This window comes from Pseudomonas sp. ZT5P21, assembly GCF_054897785.1.
In genome coordinates, this window is sequence record NZ_CM142705.1 from 170427 (window position 1) to 189317 (window position 18891).

Sequence of the window (18891 nt, forward strand, 5' to 3'; positions counted from 1 at the left end):
ATGACGATTTAGAAGCAAACTACGCAACCACCTGCCCTGCGCTACAGCCCTAGACTGGCCCTACCGAATCGATAACGAATGGGGTGCACCGTGGCAGGACTCTGGCTGTTTTTCATGGCACTGGCGGTGGTTTTTCTGTTGCCGGGCCCGGACATGATTCTGCTGTTACAGACCGGCGCACGTCAGGGTAAAGGGGCGGCACTGGCGACGGCGGTGGGTTTGGGCATTGCCCGGGGTTGTCACGTGGCATTGGCGGCATTGGGGCTGGCGGCACTGTTCAAGGCTGCGCCCTGGACCTTCGATGCTGTGCGCCTGGCGGGGGCCGCGTACCTGCTGTGGATCGGCATTCAGTGCCTGCGAACCACGATGCTGCCGAACCTGAATGGCGCAGGTACTGCCTGTGGAAAACCACGTTGGCGCGAAGCGATTCAGCGCGGCTTGCTGACCAACCTGCTGAACCCCAAGGCCCTGCTGTTCTGCTCGGTGCTGCTGCCGCAGTTCATCGATCCACACGCCGGGCCGGTACTTGCACAATTCGCGACCCTGGGTGTGGTGCTGGTCGGTGTCGGTTTGTTGTTCGACAGCGCCTACGCATTGGCCGGCGCCGCACTGGGCCGCTGGCTGCAACGCAGTCCCTCGGCCCAGCGTTTCCAGCAATGGCTGTTTGGCAGTCTGTTGATTGGTTTTGCGCTGAGGCTGACGTTTGTTCAGCAGGCGTGATTATCCACGCGCTTTGCGCTTGTGACGATTGATCAGCAACAGCGCGAGACCCGTAAACGCCATGACACCGCCCATTTCCAGCCATGTTTTGTAAGGGCGCAGCGTCGCGCGGATTGGGCTCAATGCCTGTGTGACGTAACGTTTGTCTGCATTCTGGAAATCCGGATAAGGACATCGCTCGCCGAAGAATAATGCCCAATCCACGTAGGGGCCTTCTTTGACGTAGCGTTGATAGAAGGTACTTTTTTCTTCCTGACCACTGTTCCATCCCGTCGCCGCACACAACACTGCCGCAAAGGCCTGACTGGAATGAGGCAAGTGGTCGGCGGCGCGGCGGGCCAAATCATTCGCGATAGCGCGGTAGTGATAACGCTGATCGGGTTGAGCTGCGCTAGCCTGCTGACGCTTGACCTCGTCTTCAGCCACTAACGAACCGACCTTGAGTGCAGTGCTTTCAAGACTGTAATTTCCATCGAAAGTAGCGTAATCCGGTGACATCTCGTAACCCAACAACTCCATACCTTTGAAACGAGCCAAGGTCGCGGCATGGTAGTAAGCGAATGCACGTTTGCTCGGCCACCACTTCGATTCGGCGTCGTGGCGCAACTCCCCGTACCACTTGGCACTAGCCTGCAATTCAACACTCTCGAAATAGGCTGGCGCTTCGTCGTAACGCTGTTCACGCAGTAATCGCCGCCCGAGCAGATTGCGCAGTTTCGCGGCCACGGGCAACGGCACATAGTTATCGCGCTCCTGCTGAGTCAGCGACGGCGGTGCCGGTACCTGCGTGTCGACGTAATGCTTGAGCTCATCGACAGTCAGCACCCGTTCGGCGACGGTCGCGGCGTCGAACCAGTAAATATCGTTGCTGCGATAGAGCTGATCGAACGCTTGCAGATAATCCCCGCGTTGCAACGCCAGGATCGCGCTCTCGCCTTCGACCCGACACTTGGGCTGCACCGTTTCGAAATCCCAGTCCGGCGTTCGCCGCTCACCCCAGGATTCATTCCGCGGGAACGCCTGGGCTGCCTTGGCATAAGCCGCCGCTGCAGCGGTTTTATCGCCATCGCGCATCGCCAGCTTCGCCCGCAGCCACCACGCCAGCCCACCGTCGCCAGCGTGTGCGAGGAAAGCCTCGGCGCTGGCGTAGTCGCCCTGTTGATAATTCATCGCCGCCAGTCGATCGGCGTTATCCAGACTGCCGCGAGTGCTCGCCTGCAACAGTTTGATCAATTTTTGTTCGGTGGGTGGTTGATCACCGAATGACCAACCCAGCCGGCTGATCAGGGACGCCGTGACCAGTTGCTGCACCGGTTTGCCTTTAAGCAACGCGGCCAGTTGATCGTCAGGCATCGCCGTCAGGTGCCCCACCACCAGTTTCAGCGAGGTGTAACCCACCGCTGAACCGTGGAGGTTTTGCGTGGCATAGAGCTCAACGGCACTGTTCCAGTCACCCGCCGTGCGCGCCACTCGTGCTTCTTCGCCAAGGCTGGCGACGCCCAGTTCCAGCGGGTCGCTAAAGCCGTCGATACTCAGCTGCCGAGCCTGCTCGAAGGCTTTGCGCGATTGCGTCAGCAAGTCGGGCGTTGCGTCCGCTTCGGTGCTAATGGCAAACAGCGCGCGGCCCAGCGAATACGCGGCCCAGGTGCTGCGCAACGCGCGTTGATCCGCCGGTAGCGCCAGCACTTTCTGAAAGTAGTCGGCGGCTAACCCATGGTCACCCGCGCTAAACGCCACGGCACCCGCCAGATAGAGCTTGAGCTCGGTCGGCAGGCTCGCGCCCTGAGCTTCGACCTGATGAGCATCGGTCAGCGTGCGCAGCTGTTTTACCAGCGCCTGTTGCTCCGCGGTCAAACCCGCCTGCTCGGCCTTATCCCGCTGCTCTGCATAGCCAGGCGCATCCATGCTGCTGTACACGACTTCGCTGACGTTCTTCAGACCCGCGATCGCATGCCCGAGACGGTTGATCTCGAACTGGAAATTGCCTTCGGGCAGTTCCGCCAGCGACTGGCCCCGGTTGTCGAGCAGGCGCATGGGGAAATCCGGCCCACAGGCCAATGCCGAACCTAGCGGTAAGCTGAGGCTCAGGCAGAGCAAATGGCGGGACCAGTTACGGGTGAACATTCGAACCTCCTTGATCAATGTTTGTGCAACGCGCCCAACCGATGGCGCGCTGCCCGCCGGCTGGTATTCGCCCGTCGCGCAAGCGGGTGAAGGTAAGCAGATCCGGGCTTTGTTGCAACGCATAACCAGCCAGGGCATCGGCGCCCTCGCAGCCCTGCACTGCGAGTGTCAGACGCTCGGGCCAGGCGTTATCGAGGTTGCCTTGATTGCTGATGCTGACGTCATAGAGGCCATCATGGGCCGAGAGTTTCAGCGCCAAGCGACTATCGAGGACGTCGCCGCGGGCTACGGCACGTAAGGTGGACAGGCTCCAGGCCCGGCGATCATTGGCCAATGGCAGGCGAAACCAGATCAGTCCGGCCAGATGAGCCGGCGGATCGTTGCGTAACTCAGTGGCAAGTGTGCGCAGTTGTTGCGGATCGGCCAGCAGTTCCCGACGCTCGCCGCCGCGTTCAACCGGCACTTCGCTCTCCACCAGCGGTGCGCCGCTGGTCTGCGGCAACAACGCCACGCCATAGGCCGGCAACGCCAGATAAAAAGGTTTCGAAGTGATGCGGCTCCAGGCCCACGCCCATTTTCGGGCCTGATCCGGGTCAAACAAGCCCCTACGCGGATCGCTCACCGCATGCACCTGCAACACGCTGCTGTCGACTGTGGATAACAAAGCCGGCAATTCGGGACTGTCGAGCCAGGCTGGTAAGGCGGTAATACTTAGCGGCATGGATGTCGGCAAGATCGCCCGTAAATCCGTGAGGAATTTCCGATACGTCGGTAGCCGGGCGTTCCCGGCATCGTGGTCGATTTCCACACCGGCGAGGATCAACCCCTGCCCTTGCCAATCACTGAGTACTTGCTGAATCTGAGCGGTGACCTCGTCCTGATCCAGCGCCTTAAGCTGGCCATCGAGACGAATCACCGCGATCAGCGGCCTGCCATCCTGTTTGAGCAGCGCCGCATCAATTCGCGCCCGACTCCAACCCGCCCGGGGGAAGGCCTGCAAGGCCAGTACCCGCAAAGTCGAAAAATCCTCGCGGCTGTCTTCGAGTGCAGCTTCGTGGGCCGGCGTCCATTGCCGTTGCCAGACGTAGAGTTGCTGATCGAGCGGCGGCGCGTCCTGTCGTTCGCAACCGGCAAGCAGCGCCACCATCACCAGCAAGCCCGACAGGCGAGCGAGAAAAACCATAAAGCATCCTTTGGAGCTGCTGACGGCAGCGTCCGTCAGATGCTACAGGTCGAGCACCAAAGGCTGCGAGCCCTGCGCCGGAATCGCACAACAGATCAGGACATGTCCTACCTCCGGCACTTCCGCTGGCGGCTGTGGATAATTCACCTGGCCGCTGATCAAGCGAGTCTTGCAGGTCCCGCAGGAACCCCCACGACAACTGAATTCCGGATGCAAGCCACGACTTTCCGCCAACTCCAGCAAACTGCCGCCATCGGGTTGCCAGCGGGCTTCTTTGGCCGAGCGCTGAAACACCACCGGCACCGAAGTGGTTGCGGCGGGCGGTTGCTCGATGACCACCGCGTCGGGGTCCGGCTGGCGGCGCAAGGTCGACGGACCGAACGCTTCGGCATGAATCCGGGTATCACGGATGCCCAGTTCCCGCAGACTGTCGTACAGCCCTTGGGTAAAACTGCCCGGGCCGCAGAGAACAAAATCCAGCTGATCGTAGTCCTCCTCTTCAAGCAGGTTCTTGAGCAAAGCGATATCGATGCGCCCGGTCAGGTCGAAGTCCTCGCCCTCTCTCGACTCGGACTCCGGCTGGCTGAGCAGACGCAACACCCGCACCGCCTCACCAGCACTCTCGAGCAAGCGATCCAGCTCAGAGCGAAACGGCTGATCGGCCAGCGTGCGCGAACTCTGGATAAACCATGTAGGCCGGATGCGCCGGGTACGCAGGCCTTGATACACCACCTCCCGCACCATCGACAGCAACGGCGTTATTCCTACCCCGGCAGCCAACAACACCAGGGGCCGACGTTCATGGGTTGCTACGGTGAAGTGTCCCTGAGGCGCGCGGGCTTCCAGCAGATCACCGACACGAACCTGCTCATGCAGGTGCGAAGACACCAGACCTCCCCGCTTCACACTGATACGGAAAAAATCATCGGACGGCGCGCTCGACAGGCTGTAAGTGCGGATATGCACCTCACCGCCAATGTTGAATCGCAGCGGCAAATGCTGCCCGGCCTGAAACACCGGCAACCCCGCGCCGTCGGCCGGTTCCAGATAGATCGAACGGATGCTGTGACTTTCCACTTCGATCCGCGCCACCCGCAGCATCCGCCAACGATCACCCAGGGCCTGGGCTTGCAGACGGGCGCTGGCCTGCTCCCACGTGCCGGTCATCAAACTGTTGGGGGATACGCCGTCGAAGCGCCAGCGCAAAGCCAACGCTGCGGGCCGACGCACCACCTGCTCTACCTCGAATGTCCATAGACGCTCAGCGCCTTGAAAGGCCTCGACCTGAGGGCCTTCAAGGATAATGTCGGTGCGCCCGCTGAGGTGCAGCAGCTCGCCCGAGTTGAAATCAACAAACAGCAAACCCGCTCGTGGATTGATCAGCAGGTTGCCCAGGGTATTGAAAAACAGATTGCCGGCGAAGTCCGGGATGGTCAGGCGATTGCCCTCCACCTGTACGAAGCCGGACTGGCCGCCACGGTGTGAAACGTCCACTGAACGTTGCCCATCGACATCCACATAACTGGCGACAAAGAAGGTATCGGCTCCGGCAATCATCGCTGTGGTCGCGTCATCCAGGCCATCCAGGTGTTGCGCGACACGAGTTGCAGGATCCGCCAGCGGCACCGAGCGAAACTGCCGCAACTGAATGTACTGCGGGCAGTTGCCGAAAGACTGTTCGACCGTTACACCGAAGCCTGTCTCCGTCACCGTGCCGACGCGACCATTGAGGCGGTTGCGCCGCCGGGTATGCAGTTCTATCCCCAACAGACCGATCGCCGCGCCATCGACCAATTGCGCCGGATCATCCGCCCCCGGCAGGCTGTTGAACAGCAGCGCACCCGGCTCGGGCGAGTGAGCGAAACCCGGTGCCCCTTCAAGGATGCTCGCCCAAGGGTTGCCGTCGGCGTCCACCGCCCCGTAGAGCATGAACGGGAGTTGCTCATAAAATTGGCGGTGCTGGTCCGGCATCTCGGTGCGAACCACCCTACGACCCAACGCCTCCATTCGCTCGGCAACACCGACGTGTGCCTGCAACTGTTTCTCGCCAGCGTGCCAAGGTGAACGATCCATAACGGTTTCTCCCCTGTGCGATAGATGCAATAAGGACGGCCCGACACTGTCGAGCCGCAACATCAGGCAGTTTTTTGCAGGCCGGCGACCGTGCGCGGCATGCCGACAAAACCAGGCAAGGCTTCGATACGCGCCAACCAGGCTCGTATGTTGGCGTAGTCCTCAAGCGACACATTGCCCTCCGGCGCATGAGCGATGTAGCTGTAGGCCGCAACGTCGGCAATGGTCGGTTCGCTGCCCGTCAGATAAGCCGAATGAGCCAGCTCGTGATCGATCTGTTTCAGCCAGACGTGGGCGTAAGCGATCGTCTCTTCAGCGTTGTAGGGTGCGCCAAACACCGTGATCAGCCTTGCTCTGCCCGGACCAAAGGCAATCGGCCCGGCCGCTACTGACAACCAGCGCTGAACCTTGGCCGCGCCGACCGGATCGGTTGGCAGCCAGCGGCCGTTGCCGTACTTTTGCGCCAGATAAACCAGAATCGCATTGGAATCAGCCAGTACCACACCTTGATCGTCGATGGCGGGAACCTGCCCAAACGGGTTAATCGCCAGATACCCGGGCTGCTTGTGCTCGCCCTTGGCCAGATCGACAAGGATCAGCTCGGTCGGCAGTTGCAGCAGGGACAGCATCAGTTCCACGCGGTGAGCATGGCCGGAGCGTGGGAAGTTATAGAGTTTGATGGCTTGCATGGTCGACTCCGCTGGATAGTGGTGCCGCTCAGGAGGAATCAGCACCGATGGCCGCTATCTTCCACCCGCAACCAAAACAACAGAATAACCAGCAAACGCAATCAATTATTTCAGCCTGTGCAATAAATGGTCAGCTTTGCAAGGCCGGGTGTTCCCGCAAGGCGTTTACGGTGTAATCCACAAAACTGCGGATTCGCACGGGGGCGTTGCGCCCGCCCTGATACACGACATGGATGGGCAGCGGCGTCAGTTCGAAGTCAGCCAATACGATTTCCAGTTCTCCGGACGCCACTTTTCCTGCAACTTGATAAGACAGGACGCGGGTCAATCCCAGCCCCAGGCACGCTGCGCAAATGGCTGCCTTATTCGCCGTGACCACCAGGCGTGGTTCAAGTCGAACATTGATGAGTTCACCTGCATCTTGAAAAGGCCAGCTTCTCAGCTGACCGGTAGCGGCCGTCGCAATCATCGGTGCGCGAGTCAGATCCTGAGGATGTGAAGGCCTGCCATGGACCGTCAGAAATTGCGGAGAAGCACAAACCACTCGCCGCACTTCACCGACACGGATCGCGTGCTGATTACTGTCTGGCAATTCACCGATGCGCACCGCCACATCAATTCCCTCCTCGACCATGCTCACCACTCGATCAACCAGCACCCCGTGGATGCTGACTTCAGGAAACTGAGTCAGATAACTCACCATCACCGGCGTCACAAACAACTCGCCGAACAACACCGGTGCCGTGATCGTCAATTGCCCTCGGGGTTCTGCGTGACTGCCCGCGGCTGAATCCTCCGCTTCCTGCACCTCGGCGAGAATTCTCCGACAATCTTCAAGATAACGCTGACCTGCTTCGCTCAAATGCACGCTGCGGGTGGTGCGCGTCAGCAAGCGCGTGCCAATGCGCTTTTCCAGCGCGGCCACTGCACGGGTCACGCTGGCTGCCGACAGGCCCAAACGCCGAGCGGCGGCCGAAAAGCCCTGCTCCTGTGCGACGGCGCAGAAGACCTGCATTTCCTGGAATCGATCCACTGTGCGTGTCCTCCATTCAAAAAAAAATCGCAACCTTCAGGCTGCAATTTTGAGCGCGGCGTAGAAAACGACCTAGTCTGACATGACCGGGAAATAGTGAGGTCTTGGTCATGACGAAGGACAAGAAGCGGACACAAAAGCAGCCAATGGCTGACAGTTTGAAAATGAATAACAAAGACTACCTGAAAGCGCTACGCGAACTGCACGTCGAAACAGTCAAGCTGCAGGAGTGGGTGCGGCACAAGGGCATCAAGGTGTGTATCGTTTTTGAGGGGCGCGACGGGGCCGGAAAGGGAGGGACAATAAAGGCGCTGACCGAACGGGTAAGTCCGCGTATTTTTCGGGTGATAGCGTTGACCGCGCCAACCGAACGCGAGAAAAGCCAGATGTATGTGCAACGCTACCTGCCGCATCTGCCGGCGGCTGGCGAAGTGGTGATCTTCGATCGCAGTTGGTACAACCGTGCGGGCGTTGAGCGCGTAATGGGGTTTTGCACCAAAGAGCAGGTCGCCCGTTTCCTGAAATCTATCCCCCTGGTGGAACGTGCGATCGTCGATTCGGGGGTCATCCTGATCAAGTACTGGTTGGAGGTCAGCCAGGAGGAGCAGACACGACGGCTCCAGGCTCGCATCAAGGATGGACGTAAAATCTGGAAGCTGACCGGCATGGACCTCAAGTCCTACAGTCGCTGGTATGACTATTCCCGCGCCCGGGATGACATGTTCAAGATGACCGACACCGACCATGCTCCGTGGTTTGTGGCCAACTCGAATGACAAGCGACGTGCTCGACTGAACATCATCACCGACCTGCTCAGTCGCATTCCCTACGAGGATGTTCCGAGGGAAGCCGTGAAGTTGCCCAAGCGCCAGAAGCCGGGCGGCTATCGAGAACCGGATTATCCGTTGCGATTGATCCCGGAAAAATTCTGAGCCAAATGTAAAAGGGGCAGGGTCCTGTGAATAAACAGGACCTCGCCCCTTGGATCAGCTGTGGATAACTTATTCCACCGTCACCGACTTCGCCAGGTTTCGCGGCTGGTCAACGTCGGTGCCTTTCAACACCGCGACGTAGTAGGACAGCAACTGCAGCGGGATGGTGTAGAGGATCGGCGACAGGGTGTTGTGGATGTGCGGCATTTGCACCACATGCGTGCCTTCCCCATTGGTCATGCCCGCTTGTTCGTCGGCGAAGACGATCAGTTGGCCGCCACGGGCGCGGACTTCCTGGAGGTTGGACTTCAACTTCTCCAGCAGCTCGTTATTCGGCGCCACGGTCACCACCGGCATGTCGTTATCCACAAGCGCCAACGGACCATGTTTCAGCTCACCGGCCGGGTAGGCTTCAGCGTGGATGTAGGAGATTTCCTTGAGCTTGAGTGCCCCTTCCATCGCCACCGGGAATTGCGCGCCACGACCGAGGAACAACGTGTGGTTCTTCTCGGCGAACAGCTCGGCGATTTTCTCCACCGTGCTTTCCATGGCCAAGGCTTCACCCAAGCGGGTCGGCAGACGACGAAGTTCTTCAACAAGAGCGGCTTCAACACCTTTCGCCAGCGTGCCGTGGACCTGACCCAGAGACAGGGTCAACAACAGCAGACCGACCAGCTGTGTGGTGAAGGCTTTAGTAGAGGCCACGCCGATTTCGCGACCGGCCTGGGTCAGCAAAGTCAGGTCGGATTCACGCACCAGCGAGCTGATGCCGACGTTGCAAATGGCCAGGCTGGCGAGGAAGCCCAGTTCCTTGGCGTTGCGCAACGCAGCCAGGGTGTCGGCGGTTTCGCCGGACTGGGAAATGGTCACGAACAGGGTGTCGGGCTGCACCACCACTTTGCGGTAGCGGAATTCGCTGGCGACTTCGACCTGGCACGGGATGCCGGCCAGCTCTTCGAGCCAGTAACGGGCAACCATGCCGGCGTGGTAGCTGGTGCCGCAAGCGACGATCTGCACGTTACGCACTTTGGCGAACAACTCGGCGGCCTGTGGACCGAACGCCTGTACCAGCACGCCGTTCGAGCTCAGGCGACCTTCGAGGGTGCGCTGCACAACGGCCGGTTGTTCGTGGATTTCCTTAAGCATGAAGTGGCGGAATTCGCCTTTGTCAGCCGCTTCGGCGCCATCGCGATACTGCACGGTTTCACGTGTAACGGGGTTGCCGCTGACGTCCCAGATTTGCACGCTATCGCGACGAATCTCGGCGATATCGCCTTCTTCCAGGTACATGAAGCGGTCAGTGACCTGACGCAGGGCCAACTGGTCGGAAGCGAGGAAGTTTTCCCCCAGACCCAGACCAATCACCAATGGACTACCACTGCGGGCGGCGACCAGGCGATCCGGTTGATCGGCGCTGATCACGGCCAGACCGTAAGCACCATGCAGCTCTTTAACGGTGGCCTTGAGGGCGACGGTCAGATCGTGCAGATCCTTGAGTTTGTGGTTCAGCAGGTGGGCGATGACTTCGGTGTCGGTGTCCGAGGTAAACACATAACCCAGCGCTGTGAGTTGTTCACGCAGGGCTTCGTGGTTCTCGATGATGCCGTTGTGTACCACTGCCAGATCACCGGAGAAATGCGGGTGCGCATTACGCTCGCACGGCGCACCGTGGGTGGCCCAGCGAGTGTGGGCGATACCGAGGCGACCGAGCAGCGGCTCGGCTTCAAGTGCCAGTTCCAGCTCGCTGACTTTGCCTGGGCGACGCATGCGCTCAATCTTCGCGTCATTGGTAAACACCGCCACACCGGCGCTGTCATAGCCACGGTATTCCAGGCGTTTGAGGCCTTCGAGCAGGATGGCGGTGATGTTACGTTCTGCGACTGCGCCGACAATTCCACACATGCTATTTCTCCTGACTGACAGCCGCGCAAATCAAATTGATTCCGCGGGCCTGAATCTGATCACGTGCTTCAAGCGGCAGGCGATCATCGGTAATGAGGGTATGGACACTGCTCCATGGCAGTTCCAGATTGGGAATCTTGCGGCCGATCTTGTCAGCCTCGACCATCACGATCACTTCACGGGCGACATCGGCCATCACGCGGCTCAGTCCCAGCAATTCATTGAAGGTGGTGGTTCCGCGCACCAAGTCGATGCCATCGGCACCGATGAACAACTGGTCGAAATCGTAGGAACGGAGTACCTGCTCGGCGACCTGCCCCTGAAAGGATTCAGAATGCGGGTCCCAGGTGCCGCCCGTCATCAGCAGCACCGGCTCATGCTCGAGTTCGCTCAAGGCATTGGCGACATGCAGGGAATTGGTCATTACCACCAGACCCGGTTGTTGACCCAGTTCGGGGATCATCGCCGCAGTGGTGCTGCCGCTGTCGATGATGATCCGCGCATGCTCGCGAATCCGCGTGACAGCAGCGCGGGCGATGGCTTGCTTGTATCTGGAAACTGTCTGACCGATGTCGGTAACCAATTCCTGAGGCATCGTGATGGCACCGCCGTAACGGCGCAGCAACAACCCGTTGCTTTCGAGTGCCGCCAGATCCTTGCGAATCGTAACTTCCGAGGTTTCGAAACGCTTGGCCAGCTCATCCACACTGACTTCGCCCTGCTCGTTGAGCAAGGCGAGGATATTGTGGCGGCGTTGCGGTGTATTGCGTTTCGACATGATCTGGTAAGTTTCGATTCGAAAGAAAACGAAAGCAATCAAAACCTATTAGCGAAACTTCGTCAAGCGAGACGCGACAAAAAGATTCTTTGGATTTGTAGGAGCGAGCTTGCTCGCGATGGGCGTGAACGATGACGCGGGGAGACAGACACTCCAGAGCGTTCTCAGGTTCATCGCGAGCAAGCTCGCTCCTAAAAGCATTGTGGATAACTCAGCTCTTCTTGATCTTTTCCGGCCGCTTCCAGCCGTCGATGTTCTTCTGACGGGCACGGCCAACGGCCAGTTGATCTTTATCCACATTCTGCGTGATGGTCGTTCCGGCCGCAGTGGTTGCACCGCTAGAGATATCCACAGGCGCCACCAATGAATTATTGGAACCGATGAAGACATCCTCACCCAAAACGGTCTTCCATTTATTGGCACCGTCGTAATTGCACGTGATGGTACCCGCGCCGATATTGGTACGCGCGCCGATTTCGGCATCGCCCAAGTACGTCAAGTGCCCGGCCTTGGCGCCCTCACCCATATGAGCGTTCTTCAGTTCGACAAAGTTACCCACATGCGCGCGAGCCTCCAGCACAGTACCCGGACGCAAACGTGCGAACGGTCCGGCATCGCTGCCTTCGCCAAGGATCGCGCCTTCGATGTGACTGTTGGCCTTGATCACCACGCCTTTACGCAGGGTGCTGTCCTTGATCACGCAATTCGGGCCGATCACCACGTCGTCCTCGATGACAACTTTGCCTTCGAGAATCACGTTGATATCGATCAGCACATCGCGCCCGACCATAACTTCACCGCGCACGTCGAAACGGGCCGGGTCGCGCAGGGTGACGCCTTGGGCCATCAAACGACGACCCGCGCGCAGTTGATAGTGACGCTCCAGCTCAGCGAGCTGTTTGCGATCATTGGCCCCCTGTACTTCCATGGCATCGTGAGGCTGCTCGGTGGCCACCAGCAGACCATCGCTGACCGCCATGGCAATCACGTCGGTCAGGTAGTACTCGCCCTGTGCGTTGTTGTTGGAGAGACGGCTCATCCACCCGCCCAATTGCGCAAAGGGCAGCGCGAGGATACCGGTGTTGCCTTCGGATATTGCGCGCTCGGCTTCGTTGGCGTCTTTCTGCTCGACGATGGCCGTAACTTTGCCAGCGGCATCACGGACGATGCGGCCGTAGCCGGTAGGGTCGTCCAGTTCGACGGTCAGCAAGCCCAATTGCTGCGGCGCAACCTGCTTGAGCAGGCGCTCAAGGGTCTCGACTTCGATCAACGGCACGTCACCGTAGAGAATCAAAACGGTGTCGGACTCAATGAATGGCACCGCTTGAGCAACCGCGTGGCCAGTACCCAGCTGTTTGTCCTGCAGGACGAAATTCAGATCATCCGCCGCGAGACGCTCACGTACGGCGTCGGCACCATGACCAATCACCACGTGGATGCGCTGCGGATCAAGTTGCCGCGCGCTGTGGATAACATGGCCAAGCATCGAGTTGCCGGCAATCGGATGCAGAACTTTCGGCAACGCCGAGCGCATGCGAGTGCCCTGACCAGCAGCGAGGATTACGATTTCAAGAGACATGACTGGCTACCAATCCTGGGTGGTCAGCGGCTGCGACCAAGTGGTGAACATCGAAAAAGAAAAAAGGGTAGCCGAGGCTACCCTTTTTAATCAACCGCGCAACAAGTGATGGCCTGTTAGTGGCCGAACTTCTTGCGGATCTGCTGGACGGTGCGCAGCTGAGCTGCAGCCTCGGCCAGACGTGCGGCAGCAGAACCGTAATCGAATTCCGCGCCTCGCTCATGCAAGGCCTTCTCGGCAGCCTTAACGGCTTCCTGAGCGGAGGCTTCGTCCAGGTCGGCAGCACGTTGCACGGTGTCGGCAAGAACCTTGACCATGTTCGGCTGAACCTCGAGGAAACCACCGGAGATGTAATACACCTCCTCTTCCCCGCCCTGCTTGACCAGGCGGATCGGGCCAGGCTTGAGATTAGTGATCAGCGGCGCGTGGCCCAGGGCGATACCAAGATCACCCAGTGCACCGTGCGCAATCACCATTTCGACCAGGCCGGAAAAGATTTCTCCTTCCGCACTGACGATATCGCAATGGACTGTCATAGCCATCTGATTGCCTCAACCTAAATTAGCGCCCGTTGCCGGGCGCCGGGATTACAGTTTCTTGGCTTTCTCGATCGCTTCTTCGATGCCGCCGACCATGTAGAACGCTTGTTCTGGCAGGTGGTCGTAGTCACCGTTGAGGATGCCTTTGAAGCCAGCAATGGTGTCTTTCAGGGAAACGTATTTACCCGAAGCACCGGTGAAGACTTCAGCCACGAAGAACGGCTGCGACAAGAAACGCTGGATCTTACGAGCACGGTTTACCAACTGCTTGTCGGCTTCCGACAGCTCGTCCATACCCAGGATCGCAATGATGTCCTTCAGTTCTTTGTAACGCTGCAGAACATACTGTACACCGCGAGCGGTGTCGTAGTGGTCCTGGCCGATCACGTTCGGGTCCAGCTGACGCGAAGTCGAGTCGAGTGGATCGACCGCCGGGTAGATACCCAGGGAAGCGATGTCACGGGACAGAACGACAGTGGCGTCCAAGTGGGCGAAGGTGGTCGCTGGCGACGGGTCAGTCAAGTCATCCGCCGGTACGTATACCGCCTGGATCGAGGTGATCGAACCGTTTTTGGTCGAAGTGATACGCTCTTGCAGAGTACCCATCTCTTCGGCCAGGGTCGGCTGGTAACCTACTGCGGAAGGCATACGGCCCAGCAGTGCGGATACTTCAGTACCGGCCAGGGTGTAACGATAGATGTTGTCGACGAACAGCAGAACGTCGTTACCTTCGTCACGGAACTTCTCGGCCATGGTCAGGCCGGTCAGTGCTACGCGCAGACGGTTACCTGGCGGCTCGTTCATCTGACCGTAAACCAGTGCCACTTTGTCCAGAACGTTGGAATCCTTCATCTCGTGGTAGAAGTCGTTACCCTCACGAGTACGCTCACCCACACCGGCGAACACGGAGTAACCGCTGTGCTCGATGGCGATGTTACGGATCAGTTCCATCATGTTTACGGTTTTGCCCACACCGGCACCACCGAACAGACCAACTTTACCACCCTTGGCGAACGGGCAAACCAAGTCGATAACCTTGATGCCGGTTTCCAGCAGGTCGTTGCCGCCCGCTTGTTCAGCGAAGGTTGGCGCAGGACGGTGAATGCCCCAGCGCTCTTCGGTGTCGATCGGGCCAGCTTCGTCGATCGGGTTGCCCAGTACGTCCATGATCCGGCCCAGAGTCGCTTTACCGACTGGTACGGAAATGGCAGTGCCAGAGTCAGTGACTTCCAGACCGCGCTTCAAGCCCTCGGTGGAACCCATCGCAATGGTACGAACCACGCCGTCGCCCAGCTGTTGCTGAACTTCCAGGGTGGTTTCGGCCGCGCTCACTACTTTCAGCGCGTTGTAGATGCTCGGTACGCTGTCGCGTGGAAATTCCACGTCGATAACGGCGCCGATGATTTGAACGATACGTCCGCTACTCATAGCTGGATCCTCTGAATATTTGAACCGTTAAACCGCGGCAGCGCCGCCGACGATTTCCGAGATCTCTTGGGTGATCGCAGCCTGACGCGCCTTGTTGTAGACCAGCTGCAAATCGCTGATCAAATCACCGGCGTTGTCGGTAGCGTTCTTCATCGCGATCATCCGCGCAGCCTGTTCAGCCGCGTTGTTCTCGACCACCGCCTGGTAGACCTGCGATTCCACGTAGCGGACCATCAAGCCGTCTAGCAGCTCTTTGGCGTCCGGTTCGTACAGATAATCCCAGTGGTGCTTGAGTCCTTGATCCGGGGTTGCCACCAGTGGAATCAACTGCTCCACGGTAGGCGTTTGCGTCATGGTGTTGATGAACTTGTTGGACACCACGGACAGGCGATCAATACGGCCGTCCAGGTAGGCATCCAGCATCACCTTGACGCTGCCGATCAGGTCATTGATCGACGGCTCTTCACCCAGGTGGCTGATAGCTGCTACGACGTTACCGCCGAAGTTGCGGAAGAAAGCCGCACCCTTGCTACCCACAACACACAGATCGATCTCGACGCCGTTTTCGCGGTTTACCGCCATGTCCTTGACCAGAGCCTTGAACAGGTTGGTGTTCAAGCCACCACACAGACCACGGTCACTGCTCACCACAACGTAACCGACGCGCTTGATTTCACGGTCGATCATGAACGGGTGGCGATATTCCGGGTTGGCGTTGGCCAAATGACCAATAACCTGGCGGATGCGCTCCGCGTAAGGACGGCTAGCAGCCATGCGCATTTGTGCCTTGCGCATTTTACTGACCGCCACTTTTTCCATGGCGCTGGTAATCTTTTGCGTGCTTTTGATGCTCGCAATCTTACTGCGAATCTCTTTTGCGCCTGCCATGTAACACCTATCAGGTTAGCAAGCGGGAGCCTTGCGGCCCCCGCTGCGGCTTACCAGGTTTGGGTGGCCTTGAACTTCTCGATACCGGCTTTCATGCCAGCGTCGATTTCGTCATTGAAGTCACCCTTCACGTTGATCTTCGCCATCAAATCGGCGTGATCGCGGTTGAAGAAAGCAATCAGCGCTTGTTCGAAGCTGCCGATCTTGGCGATTTCAACGTCAGTCAGGAACCCACGCTCAGCGGCATACAGCGACAGCGCCATGTCAGCGATCGACATTGGTGCGTATTGCTTCTGCTTCATCAGCTCGGTAACGCGCTGACCATGCTCAAGTTGCTTACGGGTCGCTTCGTCCAGATCAGAAGCGAACTGGGCGAATGCCGCCAGTTCACGGTACTGAGCCAGAGCGGTACGAATACCACCGGAGAGCTTCTTGATGATCTTGGTCTGAGCGGCACCACCCACACGGGATACCGAAACACCGGCGTTCACAGCAGGACGGATCCCGGAGTTGAACATGGCCGATTCCAGGAAGATCTGACCGTCGGTGATGGAAATCACGTTGGTCGGAACGAACGCGGAAACGTCGCCAGCCTGGGTTTCGATGATCGGCAGTGCGGTCAGGGAACCGGTTTTGCCGGTCACTGCGCCGTTGGTGAACTTCTCTACGTACTCTTCCGAAACGCGGGATGCGCGCTCCAGCAGACGGGAGTGGAGATAGAACACGTCGCCTGGGTAAGCTTCACGGCCTGGTGGACGGCGCAGCAGCAGGGAAATCTGGCGGTAAGCCACTGCTTGCTTGGACAGATCGTCATAAACGATCAGCGCGTCTTCACCGCGGTCGCGGAAGAATTCACCCATGGTGCAACCGGAGTACGGCGCGAGGAATTGCAGTGCTGCAGATTCCGAAGCGCTCGCTGCCACGACGATGGTGTTAGCCAGTGCGCCGTTTTCTTCCAGCTTGCGAACCACGTTGGCGATGGTCGATTGTTTCTGACCGATAGCCACGTAGACGCAGAAAATCCCGCTGTCTTTCTGGTTGATGATCGCGTCGATCGCCAGAGCGGTTTTACCGATCTGACGGTCACCGATGATCAGCTCACGCTGGCCACGGCCGACAGGGATCATGGCATCGACAGCCTTATAGCCAGTCTGTACAGGCTGGTCTACCGACTTACGCCAGATCACGCCTGGAGCAACTTTCTCGACCGCATCGGTCTCGGTGTTGTTCAGTGGACCTTTGCCGTCAACAGGGTTACCCAGTGCGTCGACTACGCGACCCAGCAGTTCCTTACCCACCGGAACTTCAAGGATGCGGCCGGTGCACTTGGCGCTCATGCCTTCAGCCAGAGACTGGTAGGAGCCCAATACAACGGCACCTACGGAGTCTTGCTCCAGGTTGAGAGCCATGCCGAAGACGCCGCCCGGAAACTCGATCATCTCGCCGTACATGACGTCGGCCAGACCGTGAATCCGCACGATACCGTCAGATACGCTGACGACAGTGCCTTCGTTACGGGCTTGGGAGGTCACATCGAGCTTGTCGATGCGGCCCTTGATAATTTCACTTATTTCGGAAGGATTGAGTTGCTGCATTGCTCTGCTGCCCCTTCAAACTCAAGATTTCAATGCTTCGGCAAGGTTCGCGAGTTTGCCGCGAACCGAGCCATCGATAACCAGGTCGCCGGCGCGGATGACAATACCCCCGATAAGGGATTTGTCTTCCTCGACTTGCAGGCGCACTTCCCGGTTGAGTCGTGCACTGAGAACCTTGGCGAGTTTGTCTTGCTGTTCTTGGTTCAATGCGAAAGCACTGGTCACTTCAACGTCTACCGACTTCTCTTGTTCAGCCTTGTACAGGTCGAACAGAGCGGAAATCTCCGGCAAAAGCGGGAGACGGTCGTTTTCGGCAACGACGTTGATGAAGTTTTGTGCCTTCGCATCAAACTTGTCGCCGCACACGTCAATAAACGTGGCGGCCTTGTCTGCGCTCGTCAGTCGCGGGGCCTTGAGCACGCGCTGCATGGTGTCGTCTTGCGACACTGCTGCAGCCAGGCCGAGCATGGCTGACCAAGAGGCCAGTTGCTGGTGGGCCTGGGCGTGCTCGAAGGCTGCCTTAGCGTAAGGTCGGGCCAACGTGGTCAATTCTGCCATGATCGCCCTCGCTTAAATTTCAGCAGCCAGTTTGTTTACCAGCTCCGCGTGCGCGTTTTGATCGATTGTGGCACCCAGGATCTTCTCGGCGCCGCCGACGGCCAGTGCACCCAGTTGGGCACGCAGCGCGTCTTTGACACTGTTCAGTTCCTGCTCGATCTCGGCCTGAGCCTGAACCTTCACACGGTCAGCGTCGATACGGGCTTTTTCAACAGCCTCTTCAACGATCTGGTTACCGCGTTTCTTGGCTTGCTCAATGATTTCAGCTGCCTGAGCCTTAGCTTCGCGCAGTTGTTGACCCGCTTTATCTTGGGCCAACTCCAGGTCGCGAGCTGCTCGGGCGGCAGCGTCCAGTCCATCCGCGATCTTCTTCTGACGTTCGTGCAAAGCCGCGATGACCGGAGGCCACACGAACTTCATGCAAAACAGTACAAAAATGAAGAACGCAACGGACTGGCCAATCAGGGTTGCATTAATGTTCACGCCAACACCTCGCTCGTTCGTTGCACATCAAACCAATCACTCGAAGGTTCGAGTGATTAGCCAGCGAGTTGACCAACGAATGGGTTCGCGAAGGTGAAGAACAGAGCGATACCAACACCGATCATGGTTACGGCGTCGAGCAGACCGGCAACGATGAACATTTTGACTTGCAGCATTGGAACCATTTCTGGCTGACGCGCTGCGCCTTCCAGGAACTTGCCGCCCAACAGGCCGAAACCAATTGCGGTACCCAGTGCGCCCAGGCCGATCAACAGTGCAACAGCGATAGCGGTTAGACCAACTACAGTTTCCATCTTTCCTCCCGACTTTTACGTCGTATGGTTTAGGTTTTTTAGATTTTAAAGCGGTAAAACAAATCGTTTCATA

Annotated in this window: 17 protein-coding genes; 2 read left to right on the plus strand and 15 right to left on the minus strand. The window is 58.5% G+C overall.

Annotated features, from left to right (window positions below):
• Window positions 1–90 precede the first annotated feature (90 nt).
• Entirely contained in the window at window positions 91–720 is a 630-nt protein-coding gene (locus tag ACYZT9_RS00790; protein WP_462008130.1) for a LysE family translocator, read from the plus strand.
• Here the strand turns inward: ACYZT9_RS00790 and ACYZT9_RS00795 are convergent, their stop codons facing one another.
• From ACYZT9_RS00795 to ACYZT9_RS00815, 5 genes are all read right to left on the minus strand, one after another.
• Window positions 721–2844, minus strand: coding sequence for a hypothetical protein (locus ACYZT9_RS00795; RefSeq protein WP_462008131.1), 2124 nt, complete (start codon window positions 2842–2844; stop codon window positions 721–723).
• Window positions 2831–4027 (minus strand): DUF3142 domain-containing protein, encoded by a 1197-nt coding sequence (locus tag ACYZT9_RS00800; RefSeq protein ID WP_462008132.1) that lies wholly within the window; start codon window positions 4025–4027, stop codon window positions 2831–2833. The genes ACYZT9_RS00795 and ACYZT9_RS00800 overlap by 14 nt, the downstream gene beginning before the upstream one ends.
• A gap of 42 nt (window positions 4028–4069) precedes the next feature.
• Window positions 4070–6100, minus strand: a complete 2031-nt coding sequence (locus tag ACYZT9_RS00805; RefSeq protein ID WP_462008133.1) for a pyridoxamine 5'-phosphate oxidase family protein — start codon at window positions 6098–6100, stop codon at window positions 4070–4072.
• A 62-nt stretch (window positions 6101–6162) separates the two neighbouring features.
• Entirely contained in the window at window positions 6163–6789 is a 627-nt protein-coding gene (locus ACYZT9_RS00810; protein ID WP_462008134.1) for a glutathione S-transferase family protein, read from the minus strand.
• A 130-nt stretch (window positions 6790–6919) separates the two neighbouring features.
• Window positions 6920–7822, minus strand: coding sequence for a LysR family transcriptional regulator (locus ACYZT9_RS00815; protein WP_462008135.1), 903 nt, complete (start codon window positions 7820–7822; stop codon window positions 6920–6922).
• Between the two features lie 110 nt (window positions 7823–7932).
• Here ACYZT9_RS00815 and ppk2 point away from each other — a divergent pair, with 110 nt between their 5' ends.
• Window positions 7933–8754 carry a polyphosphate kinase 2 gene (gene ppk2 / locus ACYZT9_RS00820; protein ID WP_462008136.1) on the plus strand — a complete coding sequence of 274 codons (822 nt, stop codon included), beginning with the start codon at window positions 7933–7935 and terminating at the stop codon, window positions 8752–8754.
• 69 nt (window positions 8755–8823) lie between these two features.
• On the opposite strand, the gene glmS is transcribed toward ppk2, so the two are convergent.
• The 10 genes from glmS to atpE all read right to left on the minus strand — a co-directional run bounded on the left by glmS (window position 8824) and on the right by atpE (window position 18818).
• Window positions 8824–10656, minus strand: coding sequence for a glutamine--fructose-6-phosphate transaminase (isomerizing) (gene glmS, locus ACYZT9_RS00825; RefSeq protein WP_462008137.1), 1833 nt, complete (start codon window positions 10654–10656; stop codon window positions 8824–8826).
• 1 nt (window position 10657) lies between these two features.
• The gene (locus ACYZT9_RS00830; RefSeq protein WP_462010296.1) at window positions 10658–11437 is read right to left on the minus strand and encodes a DeoR/GlpR family DNA-binding transcription regulator; all 780 of its coding nucleotides are present in this window, start codon (window positions 11435–11437) and stop codon (window positions 10658–10660) included.
• 208 nt (window positions 11438–11645) lie between these two features.
• Window positions 11646–13013 carry a bifunctional UDP-N-acetylglucosamine diphosphorylase/glucosamine-1-phosphate N-acetyltransferase GlmU gene (gene glmU, locus ACYZT9_RS00835; RefSeq protein WP_462008138.1) on the minus strand — a complete coding sequence of 456 codons (1368 nt, stop codon included), beginning with the start codon at window positions 13011–13013 and terminating at the stop codon, window positions 11646–11648.
• Between the two features lie 116 nt (window positions 13014–13129).
• Complete coding sequence (locus tag ACYZT9_RS00840) at window positions 13130–13555, minus strand: F0F1 ATP synthase subunit epsilon (protein ID WP_007969909.1); 426 nt, start codon at window positions 13553–13555, stop codon at window positions 13130–13132.
• Between the two features lie 45 nt (window positions 13556–13600).
• Window positions 13601–14980, minus strand: a complete 1380-nt coding sequence (gene atpD, locus ACYZT9_RS00845) for a F0F1 ATP synthase subunit beta (RefSeq protein WP_007903035.1) — start codon at window positions 14978–14980, stop codon at window positions 13601–13603.
• A 27-nt stretch (window positions 14981–15007) separates the two neighbouring features.
• Window positions 15008–15868 (minus strand): F0F1 ATP synthase subunit gamma, encoded by an 861-nt coding sequence (gene atpG / locus ACYZT9_RS00850; protein WP_027926213.1) that lies wholly within the window; start codon window positions 15866–15868, stop codon window positions 15008–15010.
• A gap of 50 nt (window positions 15869–15918) precedes the next feature.
• Window positions 15919–17463, minus strand: a complete 1545-nt coding sequence (atpA, locus tag ACYZT9_RS00855; protein ID WP_008007884.1) for a F0F1 ATP synthase subunit alpha — start codon at window positions 17461–17463, stop codon at window positions 15919–15921.
• Between the two features lie 21 nt (window positions 17464–17484).
• Window positions 17485–18021 (minus strand): F0F1 ATP synthase subunit delta, encoded by a 537-nt coding sequence (locus tag ACYZT9_RS00860; RefSeq protein WP_054594854.1) that lies wholly within the window; start codon window positions 18019–18021, stop codon window positions 17485–17487.
• Window positions 18022–18033: 12 nt separating this feature from the next.
• Window positions 18034–18504, minus strand: coding sequence for a F0F1 ATP synthase subunit B (locus ACYZT9_RS00865; protein ID WP_008027535.1), 471 nt, complete (start codon window positions 18502–18504; stop codon window positions 18034–18036).
• 56 nt (window positions 18505–18560) lie between these two features.
• A complete protein-coding gene (atpE, locus tag ACYZT9_RS00870; protein ID WP_002555987.1) occupies window positions 18561–18818 on the minus strand; it encodes a F0F1 ATP synthase subunit C in 258 nt (85 codons plus the stop codon).
• Window positions 18819–18891: the final 73 nt, after the last annotated feature.